Here is a 13,926-nt window from a genome sequence, read left to right as displayed (position 1 = left end):
CGTAACAGCAGGTATTTAACTGTAACAGAATATGTTATCGGGTTTATTGCAGAGAATACTAACAACGTAATTAACAACGTAACAAACCGTTGTCACCCCCAAGCGTTGCCAACCAGGTTCGTGTCGTTCCACGACTCTTATAATAGTTGTATACTACCCTTTTTACATGCGAGAGTGAATGTAAGTGAGCAATAAAATAAACAGCTTTACCTCACAAGACGTAAAAATTTTGCACAAAGAACCGCTTTATGACGGTTTTTTTAAAATGGTACGCTACGATTTCAGGCACAAATTATTTAATGGTGGCTGGACCGATACCGTTCAGCGCGAAATATTTGAACGAGGTCATGCGGTGGCGGTTTTGCCTTACGACCCTAAAACAGAAGAGTTTGTATTAATCGAACAAATTCGGATTGGCGCTTTACCCACCTCGAAGACACCATGGCTCATCGAAATTATTGCTGGTATTATTGATGAGGGTGAATCGCCAGAGTCGGTCTGTCATCGTGAAGCCCATGAAGAAGCGGGCATTCAGCTTGAAGACTTGACAAAGGCGTTAAGCTATCTGTCTAGCCCGGGCGGCACTACTGAACGCATTCATGTGTTTGTGGGTCGTACTGATGCTACTTTGGCCCACGGCGTTCACGGTCTGCCCACCGAGTCTGAAGATATTAAAGTATACCGGGTGGCCGAACAGGATGCCTGGAACTGGCTTCAAAGCGGTCAAATTGACAACGCCGCATCAATTATTGCACTACAATGGTTTTTTATACACAAACAAACTTTGTTGGAGAACTGGCATCACAGTGAGTAATCAGCAGCGAAAATACGTCCCCCATTTGCCCAGCATGCAGGCAACATGTGAACTAAACTATGCCCGTTTTTTGCGCGTGCTGCCCGACTGTGACACCCAGCATCTGGCCTTTGAGTTTACTATCGGAACGCATTTAAGCTATCGTATTACCCTGACCGAAACGGCGCGCTATACCACCACTTTGATGGTTGAACAACACAATGCCAGCACCCCGGATTATCTGAAGCCATCGATGCAGGTCAGGCTGTACCATGACGCGCGCATGGCCGAGGTTATCAGCAGCCAGAATACCGGTGCGTTTGCGCCTTCTTATACTTACCCAAACCGCAACATGCGCCAGCGCAACGAAAAACAAATGGTGAATCAGTTTTTGGGTGAGTGGCTTCAGTTTTGTTTAAAACATCAGCCTACCGTGACCAGCGAAGCCTGATGCGGGTTGTGCAGTTTACCGACTGTCATTTGTTTGCCCAAAAAGACAAAACCGGCTACAGCAACATCAACCCCTATAAGTCGTTGAGTCAGTGTTTACAGCTGGCCAGTCAGTTTCAGCCTGATTTGTTGCTTTGTACCGGAGATATCAGCGGCGATCATAGTGCCGCCAGCTATCGGCATTTTTTGCAGCGGTTGCGCGAGTATGTTCCTACTATCGAGACCCGGGTAATTGCTGGTAATCACGATCTCACCCACCACTTTGATACCATAATGTGCGAACACGTGCTTTGTGCTGGCACACCGGCAAGGTTGGGTAACTGGTGCATACATGGACTCGATACCCGACATAAAGGCGCACAGGGTAAAGTTGATGAGGATGAGCTATTACGCGTCGAGCACGCAATTAAGACAAGGCCCGATGCATATCATTTACTGGCCCTGCATCATCATCCTGTTGCCAGCAATAGCTGGATGGACACCCACAATCTGATTAACGCGACATCATTTTTAAATTGGTTAAGTACCCAGCCAATTTCAGCTGTAGTGCATGGACATACTCATACTGCCTGTGAAAACACCTACCAGCATCATACCATTCTGGGTGCTCCGTCTACCTGTTGGCAATGGGCAATGACCCCCGAATTTGGTGCAAGCTCGCACAGCGCAGGTTTTCGTATTATCGACTTACCCGATAACGGCCGCTGGCACTCACAAATAAGGAGAATTTCATGAGCGAAGTGCTGTATCTGCACGGTTTTTTAAGCTCACCGCAATCGGTAAAAGCGCAATCTACCTTGAGCTGGTTCGCCAGACATCACCCTGATACCAAGCTGTATGTACCGCAGTTATCTAATAGCCCGAATAAGGTAAAGCAGCAACTTGATGATTATCTGCAAAAGCATCCCTCAATAACCCGCGACGGACTACGTGTTATCGGCAGTTCAATGGGAGGTTATCTGGCCAGCCATCTGGTTGAGCAGTACGGTGGCCGGGCGGTACTGCTCAACCCGGCTGTGCGGCCTTATGAGCTACTTTTGGGTTTTCTAGGCGAGCACACAAATCCTTATACTCAGGAAAAGTTTTCGCTGGTCAATGATGACATGCACATTCTTAAAACTTTGGACACGCCCACAATCAAGTGTTTACAAAATTATATGGTGCTGTTGCAAACCGGTGATGAAACCCTGGATTACCGTCAGGCGCAGCAAAAATATCAGGGTGCTCAGCTGCATATAGAGCCAGGCGGCGATCATAGTTTTGTCGGCTATGAACAGCATTTGCCTGCTATTGCTCGCTTTTTAGCGGTATAATACAAACCGTTTACAAAATTGTGGGGTAGCAACAGCCCTGTTAAGATGTGTGTTTTTGTGATGCTGTATATATACTGGCATGTGTTTCGGTTAACCGCTTTTTGAGAAAAAGATAATTATGGCAACTCAATATAATTCAGAAGCAATTGAAGTTCTTAATGGTCTTGACCCGGTAAAGCGGCGACCTGGAATGTACACCGACACCACCCGGCCTAATCACCTTGGGCAAGAGGTTATTGATAACAGCGTAGATGAAGCCCTGGCCGGGCACGCCACGAATATTAAAGTGGTATTACACGAAGACCAGTCTTTAGAGGTCACCGATGACGGTCGTGGTATGCCGGTTGACATTCACCCCGAAGAAAAAATTTCAGGGGTAGAGCTCATCATGTCAAAGCTTCATGCCGGAGGTAAGTTTTCAAATCAAAGTTACGCTTTTTCGGGAGGTTTGCACGGTGTGGGTATCTCGGTAGTTAATGCGTTATCTACCAAAGTTGAGGTAACCATTCGGCGCGACGCCCAGGTGTATCAAATTGATTTTGCCAATGGCGACAAAACTGAAGAATTGCGGGTTGTCGATACCTGCGGCAAACGAAACACCGGCACAAAAGTGCATTTTTGGCCTGACGGTCAGTACTTTGATTCAGCAAAATTTTCGGCGTCCCGGCTTATTCATAACTTGCGTGCAAAAGCGGTTTTATGTCCGGGACTGCGCATTAAATTTGATAATAAGGTCACAAAAGAAGGTCACGAATGGCACTTTGAAGATGGACTGAAAGATTATCTTTACCAGGCGGTTGAGCAGTTTGAGACTATACCGGCAGAAGAACCCTTTATTGGTGCGTTTAGTGGCAATACCGAAGCGGCTGACTGGGCGGTTATGTGGTTGCCACAAGGCGGCGAACTGGTGACCGAAAGTTACGTAAACCTCATTCCTACTGCACAGGGCGGCACCCATGTGAATGGTTTACGACAGGGTTTGTTAGAGTCTATGCGTGAATTTTGTGAGTTTAGAAACTTACTGCCGCGCGGCGTTAAACTGACCCCGGACGATATCTGGGATCGCTGTGCTTATATTTTATCGACCAAAATGCAAGACCCGCAATTTGCCGGACAAACCAAAGAGCGTTTGTCTTCGCGTCAGGCCTCAGCATTTGTTTCTGGCGTAGTAAAAGACGCCTTCAGCCTGTGGCTGAACCAGCATACAGAAATTGCCGAAGCTCTGGCTGAAATGTGTATCAGTAACGCTCAGCGCCGATTACGTCAGAACAAAAAAGTAGCACGTAAAAAAGTAACGCAGGGTCCGGCGTTACCCGGCAAGCTTACCGATTGTTCGTCGCAGGACATTAATTACTCAGAGTTGTTTTTAGTTGAAGGTGACTCTGCCGGAGGTTCAGCCAAACAAGCGCGCGATCGTGAGTTTCAGGCCATCATGCCATTACGGGGTAAAATACTTAACAGCTGGGAGGTTGACTCAGGACAAGTGTTAGCTTCACAAGAGATACACGATATTTCGGTGGCATTAGGTATAGACCCTAGCTCGACCGATTTAAGCGGATTACGCTACGGAAAAATCTGTATTCTGGCCGACGCCGATTCTGACGGACTGCATATCGCCACCCTTTTATGCGCCCTGTTTGTACGACACTTCACTACATTGGTCGAAAAAGGCCATGTGTATGTCGCAATGCCGCCATTGTATAGGGTTGATGTAGGCAAAGAGGTATTTTATGCACTGGATGAAAGTGAAAAGCAGGGCATACTGGACAGAATAGAAGCAGAAAAAAAGCGTGGAAAAGTAAACGTTCAGCGCTTCAAGGGATTGGGTGAAATGAACCCCATTCAACTACGTGAAACCACCATGGATCCCAATACCCGTCGGCTGGTCCAGCTCACCATTGATGACTCAGAAAATATGCTTGAGTTGATGGATATGCTACTAGCCAAAAAACGCAGTGGCGATCGGAAAACCTGGCTTGAAAGCAAGGGGAATATGGCCGAAGTCGTCGGCGTATAAATCTTAGCTTATACCAGACATATTACAACGCGAAAAACATCACCAGGTCAGCATATTAGTCTTCAATTCTGTATGGCCCGATGCATTAAAGGTACGGAAAATATTAAGTATGGGAAACCCCAAAGAAGTGCAGGATGAAAAACCAGTTAATGCCCCGTTTATTGTGGGTGTGGGTTCTTCTGCCGGTGGCATCGAAGCTCTGATTCGTCTGGTATCAAATTTACCCGATAAGCTTAATGCCAGCATAGTAATTGCACAACATTTGTCGCCAAGTCACGAAAGTCAGATGGCCGATATCTTAGCCCGCGAAACAAATTACGACGTGCGCGAGTTAAAAGACGATACCAAACCTGAGGTTAATATTATTTATGTGGGCCCTCCAGGGCGACACATTGTTTATCGCGAAGGCCGTCTGCGATTAGACAAGCACCCAGACGAAGTGACCCCTAAGCCATCGGCCAACATTTTGTTTGAATCCTTAGCCGATGAGCTGGGTGACCATAGTCTGGGCGTGGTGCTATCGGGCACCGGCAGCGATGGTTCGCGTGGCCTGCGTTCAATTAAAAGCGCGGGGGGCTATGTCATAGTGCAAAGCCCGGAAACTGCTAAATATGACGGTATGCCAACGGCTTCATTACAGGCAGTAGAGGCAGACAGAGTATTGTCACCCGATGAAATTGGTCACGAAATTGCCAACTTTTGCAGCAGTTTGCTAAAAAGTTTTTTTCCTAATTCAGAGCAGGAAAAAAGCCGCATAATGACTGAACTGTACGAAGTGGTGCGTGAAACCACCAAAATAGATTTCAGTTTTTATAAACAAGCGACACTATTACGCCGGGTCAATCGCAGGCTTATTGCGACCAAAAACAAAAAATTAGAAGATTACCTAAAGCAGCTGCACCACGATACCGACGAAGTGAGGGCGCTTTCTCGTGAGTTACTGATTTCAGTCACAAACTTTTTTCGCGATAAAGAAGCTTTTAAATCTATTCGTAACTTTATAAAAGAAACCGTAGATAAGAAAAAACCGGGAGAAAACGTACGGGTGTGGGTGGCTGGTTGTGCAACCGGCGAAGAAGCATATTCATTAGCTATTTTGTTTTTAGAAGAAATTAGTCGCCAGGAAAAAAACCTGACTTTTCAGCTTTTTGGCACCGACATTGACGAAAATGCATTAACCATTGCCCGAAAAGGCAGTTATTCGGCCCATTCGGTCAGCAGTGTTGATTCAACGCTGGTCGAAAAATATTTTCGTTTTGAAGATGACTCCTATTACCCCACCAAAAAACTTCGTGATGTCATTACATTTTCGCGTCAGGATATTACCCGCGATCCGCCTTTCTTGCATTTAGATATGATTTCATTTCGAAATGTAATGATTTACTTCAATACCGAGCTACAGCAACGGGTATTGTCACTGTTTCGTTATGCACTGCTAAATACCGGCATATTATTTTTAGGTAAATCAGAATCTATTGGCCTTAAAGAAGACTACTTTGTGCCGGTAGACCGACGTAGCCGAATATTCAGAGTATGCCAAAATTCTAAGCGTCCCGCGGTTCCGCGCATGCTAAAAGGTGTGGTTACCCCCAGCCGGCCCCGAGAAAGCACCGGGCAAGGGTATGAGCGTCTTTTTAATGAAACTATTATTAAAGAATTCGGGGCCTCGGTTTTAGTTAATCCGCAATTTACTATTTTGCATTCACGGGGCGACTTACAACCTTTTGTGAATTTTCCATCGGGTGCACCTGATCTTAATCTGTCAAAACTGATTGTTTCAGAATTTGCTGCCGAGCTTATTTCATCGTTTAACAAGGCTAAACGGGAAAGCGAGGTAGTGATTAGCCGCCCTCGTCAGGTTGAAAAGGACGACCGAAATCATTGGAAACTGGCGGTTATTCCGCTAGACAGTCCAGACAATAATTTGTTTATCGTCAACTTCAGACGCAGCGAAGAGATAACGAACGTTTCTCCAAACAGCTCCTACAACACCGACAACGCTGACGTGGCAGAGCTTATTGCCGCCCGTGAACAGCTGCAAACCCTGACCGAAGAAATGGCCGCGTCTGCCGAAGAAATGCAGGCGTTAAACGAAGAAGTTCAGGCAGCGAATGAAGAGCTGCAAGCGAATAATGAAGAGTTGGAAGCCACCAACGAAGAGTTGCAAGCGACCAACGAAGAACTTATCAGCGTTAATGAAGAAAGCATGCGAAAGTCGGGCGAGCTTTCCTCTATCAATGGTGAGCTTGAAAGTGTGTACAACACGTTAGATTTTCCTTTGTTTGTATTTGATGATGAGCTAAAGGTAAACCGGGCTAACGATGCTGCCAGCCGCAAATACCACTTAAATAGCGGCATTTATAAAAAGCGTCTGAAAGAGCTGCATGTTCCTGAATACTTTATTGATATTGAAAGTAAACTGCGTGCGACCATCAAAACATGCCGTAAGATGAATATCATTATTAAGCCCACTGACTCAGAAACGCTAAATTTATTCATTACGCCGTTGATGAACGCAAAACAGCAGGCGAAAGGTGCAATTTTAGTCATTATCGACAACTCTGAGCTGGTAAAAGCGCATGAAGATGTCGAAAAAAATCAGGATCAGTTGCTCTCGATAATGAACAATTCACTGTCTGTGGTGGCACTTAAAGATAACTCAGGACGGTATGAGTTTGTTAACGCCCGTTTTGAAGAGATTTTTGGGGTGACGTCTTCAGATGTTATAGGCAAAACCGACAATCACATCTTTAATAAAAATATGGCCAGAATGCTGCGCGAACGTGATTTGGACACGATGCGTTCATTGTCGCCGGTACGCACGGTAGACGAATTTGACCGCGACGACGGCAACGTGGTGCTTGAAAGTGTCCGTTTTCCTATTTTTGATAACGACGGTACCGTTAAGTCTATCTGTACTCAGGCAAATGATATTACCCGTTCTCGGCACGCTAACGAACAGCTCAAATTAGCCGGCAAGTTATTTGACCGTACCGGTGAAGCCATTCTGGTTACCGATGAAGAACGTAGAATCATTACTTCAAATCACGCTTTTACTGAGCTGACCGGATACAGCATTGATAAACTTGTAGGTAAAAATCCGCGGGATTTTACTGCCGATATTTATACCCCCGCGTTTTTTGAGCAAATTGATGAAGCGCTGAATTTACAGGACTATTGGCAGGGGGAAGTGACGTATCTTAATATCGAGGCTGAAGAAATAAAGTTGTGGGTCACCATTAACGCGGTTAAAGATAACGACAATCAGCACACCAATTTTGTCGTGACCTACAGCGATGTGAACGAGATAAAAAATGTTCAGCGCAAGATTGAGTTTCTGGCCACCCATGACGAGCTTACGCGCCTGCCCAACCGCAGTGTGTTGATGGAGCGTCTGGGAATGATGCTGACTACCGCAAAACGTCAGGAAAGTATGTGCGCGGTGTTGTTTTTTGACCTCGACGACTTTAAGAAAATTAATGACAGTTTAGGTCATAACGTGGGCGATTTGCTGCTTAAACAAGTCTCAAGACGGCTACAAAAATGCATTCGTGATACCGACATACTGGCACGTATGGGCGGCGACGAGTTTGTGGCTATTTTGCAGTCAACCAGTGTTAATGAAATAGACGAAGTTGCCCAGCGCATCATCAAAGTGATTAATGCGCCGTTTGAAATAAACGAACACACTTTGTTTGCCTCGGCCAGTATCGGCATTTCTGTTTATCCTAACGACGGGTACGACAATTTTGTATTGCTGAAAAACGCCGACACCGCCATGTATCGGGCTAAAGAATTGGGGCGCAACCAGTATCAGTTTTTTACTGAAGAAATGAAACTGGAAGCCATGCACAAAATGGAAATTGAAAAGGCGCTGCGTAATGCGTTAGCGGAAGGCTTGTTTAGTATTGCGTTTCAGCCTCAGGTAGATGTAAATACAGGATCGATTGTGGGTCTTGAAGCATTGCTACGCTGTAACAGCGAAGATTTAGAAGGCACTTCGGCGCAAAAGTTTATCCAGGTGGCAGAAAGAGGGCGGTTGATTGAAGAGATTGGTTTGCATGCGCTTGAGTTGGTATTTAAAGAAATAAGTTTGTGGCGTAAGAAATCTATCAGCGTGCCCAAAGTAGCGATTAATATTTCGGTTAAACAATTGAAAGACGAAAGTTTCGTCTCGCACGCCGAATTTATGATGAAAAAATACAATATCAAGCCAGAACAGCTAAAGTTTGAAATAACCGAAAGCGCAATCGCAGAGCGGATGGATATCCTGATTGATGAGCTTAACAAGCTTGAAAAATTGGGGATAACCTTAAGTGTGGATGATTTTGGAGTAGGTCAATCGTCGTTGTCACAATTGCGTCGACTACCTATACATGAGCTTAAAATTGATAAAAGCTTTATTGCTGGCATGACTGAGTCTGACGAAGCTCACAATATCACTCTGGCTATTATACGCATGGCTCATGCTCTGAACTTGCAAGTGGTGGCTGAGGGCGTTGAAAACGCCGCGCAATTAGACATTTTAAAGCTGGAACACTGCCAGATTATTCAAGGGTTTTATTTATATGAACCTGCGGGCAGCAATGAGATTGCACAGATGTTATCGTCGGCGCCTAAAAACGCACTATCTACCTAATATGGTGAAACCGGAGGTTGTATGAATGTCAGCCAGTTGTTAGCCAACTGCGAAAAAGAACAATTACACTTATCGGGCAAAATTCAGTCATTTGGCGCACTCATTGTACTGGATGAAGAGTCGCTGGTGGTAACTTATGCCAGCCGTAATATTGATAATTTTATAGAAGGCGGAGTACAAAACGTACTGGGCGCCGATATTGGTCAGTTAGAATGGCTACGCGAAGACATGCTAAGCGACTTGCCGCAATCGCCGGGCCAGCGAGTGACGTTTTATGATTATGTCGTAGGGCCACACATATGCCATATTCGCTTGATTCGAAGTGAAGGGACCGTGGTCATTGAGCTGGAAGAGGCGCACAGGCCCCAGTCATTTATGAGTTATCAAGCACTGGAGGCCAGGCTATATCCTGGTACTGATGAAACCTGGAATGAAAACGATTATTTCGAAAGTTTACTAAGTACATTGCATGAAGTTCTGCCCTATCAACGCCTTATGTTATATCGTTTTGAAAGTGACTGGGTTGGTGAGGTCGTGGCGGAATCAGTCTCGCGCGGCGAAAAAGATTACCTGGGGTTAAAATTTCCTGCATCAGATATTCCGGAAATAGCAAGACGTCTGTATTTTCAAAATCCATCAAGACTGATCCCTGATGTGAAAGCTACGGCGGTTGACGTGGTCGGGCTGGCGGATAATACAGTCGATTTAACCTGGTCCGATTTACGCAGTGTGTCGCCGGTACATTTGCAGTATCTGTCAAATATGGATGTTGGCGCGTCTTATTCTATTCCACTTATTATTTCGGGCAAATTGTGGGGCATTGTGGCCTGCCATAATCCACAATCGGTCGCCATGGATGTGACCAGCCGTCAGACTGCCGAAAAACTGGCCGCACAATTTTGTACTTTGTTTAACTCCTATCGCTCCAGGCAGCGTTTAATCCTGCTGCGCAACATTGAACAGCGTGTAGATGAGATGGTGCGGGTTCTTTCCGGGCAGGATCCCCAAACAAGTTGTCAGTTTTTGGCCGATATTTTACTGTACGAATTAAACGCGTCTTCTACCGCTTTGCTGTTGGGCGGAACCTGGTATCAGGCAGGACCTCGGGTAGATGAAAAATTATTGAACCAACTCGACAGCGAAGTAAAGTACGAATTTTCTGACTATATATTTCAAACTCAGAATATTACTGAAAACTATGGTGATGAATTAAACCATGCTTCTATACGCGGCGTGCTGGCGATAAAACCAAACTTTGAGACCATGGCATTGCGTTGTTATGCTTTCAGGATGCCTGAAGCACAGTATTCGCAATGGGCCGGAAACCCAGATAAAACTGAACAAAAAGCCGATGCTTCAGGCACTTTGTCGCCACGCTCATCCTTTGAAAAATGGGTAGAAGCCCGGGGCGAGAGCAGTCGCGAATGGACCCGCGAAAACGTGTTACTAGCCAAAAAAGTACGCGCAGTCATACTAAAAGAAGCGGATAAGTTTTTGCTGGCAGATTAACCGGGGAAGTTTTTAGCATAAAGTCCAGTTTAAACGACTTAACACACTTTGTTACGGCCCCGGGTTTTGGCTTTATAAAGCGCCTTGTCAGCACGATCCAGTATGGTTTCCCAGCTTGCATCATGATTGTAAGCAGTGGCAACCCCAATACTTACCGACAGTGAAATACAGACCGATTCGTTAAATGGAAAGGCAACAATTCGGGCTCTGATATCTTCGGCAATCTTTAAGGCAGATTGTTGAGTTGTGTTTTCCAGCAATAAGGCAAATTCTTCCCCGCCCAGCCGGCAATAAAAACTGGCAGAGGGGGCGGCCATCCGTATTTGAGTAGTGATGTGCTGCAAAACCTTATCGCCAATACCATGGCCATAGGTGTCATTGACCATTTTAAAATGATCGACATCTACCACCAAAATGCTTAGCCGGTTACATTGAGTAAGCGCGTTTGCAAAAAGTTTTGGAGCCTGGTGCATTAATGCCCGGCGGTTTTGCCATTGTGTCAGGCTATCGGTAAACGAAGCGGTATGCAGGGCTTGTTCTTTTTCCCACGTGATCAGATAAGCAAAGCTCATTGATGACGCCAGAATATACAGCATTACAAACAACGCCCCTACCTGGTGCAGTTGCAAGTTCACCGCAACTTCCAACCCGACAATATTCAGGGTAAACACGAAGACTCGAACCAATAACTGAGCACAAAATAACCCCAACACCAACAGTAAAGGGCTGAAACCGTTGTGTGGTTGGCAGCGACGGTATCGAAGAATGTAGAAAATAGAGCCTGTTAGTACGAATAAGATTAAAAAATGAAATACGATAATACGCAGGGTTAGTGACTGCGCTATGGCCGGAACAAAATGAAACAACAGGGTTATTACAGCTACGATAACGGTGAGTTTGTAGCCATTTTTTTGAGTAATATGCCGTCGTATGCCACTGAATATGAAGCAATGTCCGAGTAAATACAACGTGTTGGCAATACCCGGGCTTAGTACCGCCGGAAAATAGGTAGGCAATGGCACTACATTTAACAGGCTTGAAATAAAAAAGCAGCTCATCGCCAAAACCCAGTCAGCGGTGGCCGAACTACGGGGGCTTGTTCCCTGTAAACCTATCATGGTCGCCAACATTACAATACTGATCAGCATTGTGCACAACGAAAGCGTAAAAATATCCAAACAACTAATCCTTAACGTTTGTAACTTATGTATGCCTTTTTTCCTGTCTAACCTATAAGCGTAGTGGTAAATAATGAAAAAAGAAAAAAAATTAATAAAAAAGTCCCCGTTAGATGCGTTATTCAAAACATAGACAATTTACACTATCCTGAGCCTCGCCAATGAGTTTCGCTTTAATGCCTTAAAATAATCAGCTTAAACATGCGCTTGTCTAATGTACGCCGGAAAGTAAGAACCAGCCATTTTTTAACTTTTAGTCGGATTATAAAAAAGAGAAGTGGGGCGGCCAATGAATCAGACAAAGCCATATTTAACATTTCGCCGTTTAATAATTTTTCAAATAAGATTGTATTTACCCGCAACATAACGAAAAATATCAGCATCTGAAATGTTAAATGGTTAAAAAATTGTCTGTAGTACGTAAAATAAGTACGGTGCTTGCCGTTCTCGTCGTATTGTTGTTTGGTCTGCTGGTACTTGCCTTAGATACCACTGCACTCGTTAAGTCGACAGCAGCTGAACAAATTGGTGAAGCAGAGACGGTAAAGCAGCTTATTCGTCAGGTAAAAGACAGCATTTCGGACAGGCATAATGCCCACACAATCGAAATTAGCGAAAAGCAGGCCGCCAGTTTGGTTGGTTTTGTACAGCGCGCGATACCTGATATTCAGGGCAATGTAGAAATTACCCGCCAGGAAAGCCAGATTCAGGGTACGTTAGCTTTGCCGGTGCTCGGTCAGACGGTATATTTTAATGTCGATATGCAATTGCTTCCCGATAATAAACTTAATGTTGATTACGTGAAAATAGGCAGTTTGCACTTACCCGGCTGGTTTGCGGTGAAATTGGTCGAGTATTTTATCAATGGCTATACCGACAGTGAAATTGGTAGCAAAGCACGCGAACAGATTTCCAAGGTTACCATGCAGCCCAATGTGGTGGCTGTTACGATAGCGCCGATGGATGAATTTTTAAAAGAGCTTAATCATATTCGTACGAATTTAGGGAGCCATGACAATGATGAGCTTACCGAGCTTACAGGGTATTACTTACGCTACATCGCTGGCCGTGAGTTGTCTTTAGCCAAAAAACCTCAGCCTTTCAATCTGTATTTAAAGCATATAATGGCCCGCGCCCGTGAGCAAAGTACCCCAGATAACGTTTTGTTGCATAACAAAGCCTCAATTTTGGCGCTGGCAATTTTTATCGGGCATCACCGGGTGGCCAATTTGGTCGGCGAAGTACAGCCCGATAGCGAAAAAGCATTAAAGCCCGCAGCGCCTGCACTACTGCGTAACCGTAACGATTTGGCTCGGCATTTTATTATATCGGCCGCCATTAAAATGGTAAGCGAACAAGATGTTTCTTTTGCGGTGGGCGAATTTAAAGAGTTGATGGACCGGAGTATGGGCGGCAGTGGCTATAGTTTTGTCGACTTAGCCGCAGATATGGCGGGCGTAGAGTTGGGGGGGCTATTAGGAGATATTGATACCGCTCTGGCCACTCAGGATGCCTTGGCTAAAGCACCCAGTGAAGATGTCTATATGCCTTCAATAGAAGGGCTGACTGAAGGTTTGAGCAAACAACAATTTATCGAACGCTACGATGCGGTCGATAGCAAAGCGTATTTAAACGAAGTGGCAAAAATACGCCAGCGGCTCGCAGCCATGCCTTTATATCAGCGTTAGCAGTGTCTGAGTTATACCGTTTGTTTGAATTGATCCAGCGTTTTTAGTGCCAGTTGAATTTTTTCGACAAGTGGCACTAAGGCGGCTTTCATTTGTTGCTCATCCAGTTCTTTAAGCGCTTGCCAGTCTTCGGCAATTTCCTGAACATAGGGAGTGAAACGTTTGGCCTGAGTACGAAACCCGCTGTCAGTGGCAAAAATCGCCGAAAATTTTCCTTGCTTAGCCTGCTGCAAAGCATCCAGTTTATTATCTGCATCTACCGCTTTGCGATAAAGGGTTTGAATGGTGTCTTGAAGTTGTTGATGAACCGCTTGCATCGCGCCCCTTCCAATTATTTTC

10 protein-coding genes are annotated in these 13,926 nt (G+C 45.2%); 8 read left to right on the top strand and 2 right to left on the bottom strand.

Annotation, left to right across the window (positions count from 1 at the left end):
- Window positions 1-184: 184 nt before the first annotated feature.
- The 7 genes from nudF to JK130_RS01015 all read left to right on the top strand — a co-directional run bounded on the left by nudF (window position 185) and on the right by JK130_RS01015 (window position 10,721).
- On the top strand, window positions 185-814 hold the full coding sequence (nudF, locus tag JK130_RS01045) for an ADP-ribose diphosphatase (RefSeq protein ID WP_218352342.1): 630 nt from the start codon (window positions 185-187) through the stop codon (window positions 812-814).
- Between the two features lie 34 nt (window positions 815-848).
- On the top strand, window positions 849-1,244 hold the full coding sequence (locus tag JK130_RS01040) for a DUF1249 domain-containing protein (RefSeq protein WP_218352487.1): 396 nt from the start codon (window positions 849-851) through the stop codon (window positions 1,242-1,244).
- Window positions 1,205-1,978 (top strand): metallophosphoesterase family protein, encoded by a 774-nt coding sequence (locus JK130_RS01035; RefSeq protein ID WP_218352341.1) that lies wholly within the window; start codon window positions 1,205-1,207, stop codon window positions 1,976-1,978. The genes JK130_RS01040 and JK130_RS01035 overlap by 40 nt, the downstream gene beginning before the upstream one ends.
- Window positions 1,975-2,556, top strand: a complete 582-nt coding sequence (locus tag JK130_RS01030) for a YqiA/YcfP family alpha/beta fold hydrolase (RefSeq protein WP_218352340.1) — start codon at window positions 1,975-1,977, stop codon at window positions 2,554-2,556. The genes JK130_RS01035 and JK130_RS01030 overlap by 4 nt, the downstream gene beginning before the upstream one ends.
- A gap of 118 nt (window positions 2,557-2,674) precedes the next feature.
- Complete coding sequence (parE, locus tag JK130_RS01025; RefSeq protein WP_218352339.1) at window positions 2,675-4,573, top strand: DNA topoisomerase IV subunit B; 1,899 nt, start codon at window positions 2,675-2,677, stop codon at window positions 4,571-4,573.
- Between the two features lie 109 nt (window positions 4,574-4,682).
- Complete coding sequence (locus tag JK130_RS01020) at window positions 4,683-9,212, top strand: EAL domain-containing protein (RefSeq protein WP_218352338.1); 4,530 nt, start codon at window positions 4,683-4,685, stop codon at window positions 9,210-9,212.
- A 21-nt stretch (window positions 9,213-9,233) separates the two neighbouring features.
- Window positions 9,234-10,721 carry a GAF domain-containing protein gene (locus JK130_RS01015; RefSeq protein WP_218352337.1) on the top strand — a complete coding sequence of 496 codons (1,488 nt, stop codon included), beginning with the start codon at window positions 9,234-9,236 and terminating at the stop codon, window positions 10,719-10,721.
- A gap of 38 nt (window positions 10,722-10,759) precedes the next feature.
- Here JK130_RS01015 and JK130_RS01010 read toward each other — a convergent pair whose 3' ends face one another.
- A complete protein-coding gene (locus tag JK130_RS01010) occupies window positions 10,760-11,899 on the bottom strand; it encodes a GGDEF domain-containing protein (RefSeq protein WP_218352336.1) in 1,140 nt (379 codons plus the stop codon).
- 395 nt (window positions 11,900-12,294) lie between these two features.
- On the opposite strand from JK130_RS01010, the gene JK130_RS01005 reads away from it, so the two are divergent.
- Window positions 12,295-13,587 (top strand): YfiM family lipoprotein, encoded by a 1,293-nt coding sequence (locus tag JK130_RS01005; RefSeq protein ID WP_218352335.1) that lies wholly within the window; start codon window positions 12,295-12,297, stop codon window positions 13,585-13,587.
- Window positions 13,588-13,598: 11 nt separating this feature from the next.
- On the opposite strand, the gene priC is transcribed toward JK130_RS01005, so the two are convergent.
- A complete protein-coding gene (priC, locus tag JK130_RS01000) occupies window positions 13,599-13,904 on the bottom strand; it encodes a primosomal replication protein PriC (protein WP_218352334.1) in 306 nt (101 codons plus the stop codon).
- Between the last annotated feature and the right edge of the window lie 22 nt (window positions 13,905-13,926).

The sequence above is a fragment of the Alteromonas lipotrueiana genome (assembly GCF_019249245.1).
Lineage (GTDB): Bacteria > Pseudomonadota > Gammaproteobacteria > Enterobacterales > Alteromonadaceae > Alteromonas > Alteromonas lipotrueiana.
This window is presented reverse-complemented; position numbering and strand designations above follow the sequence as displayed.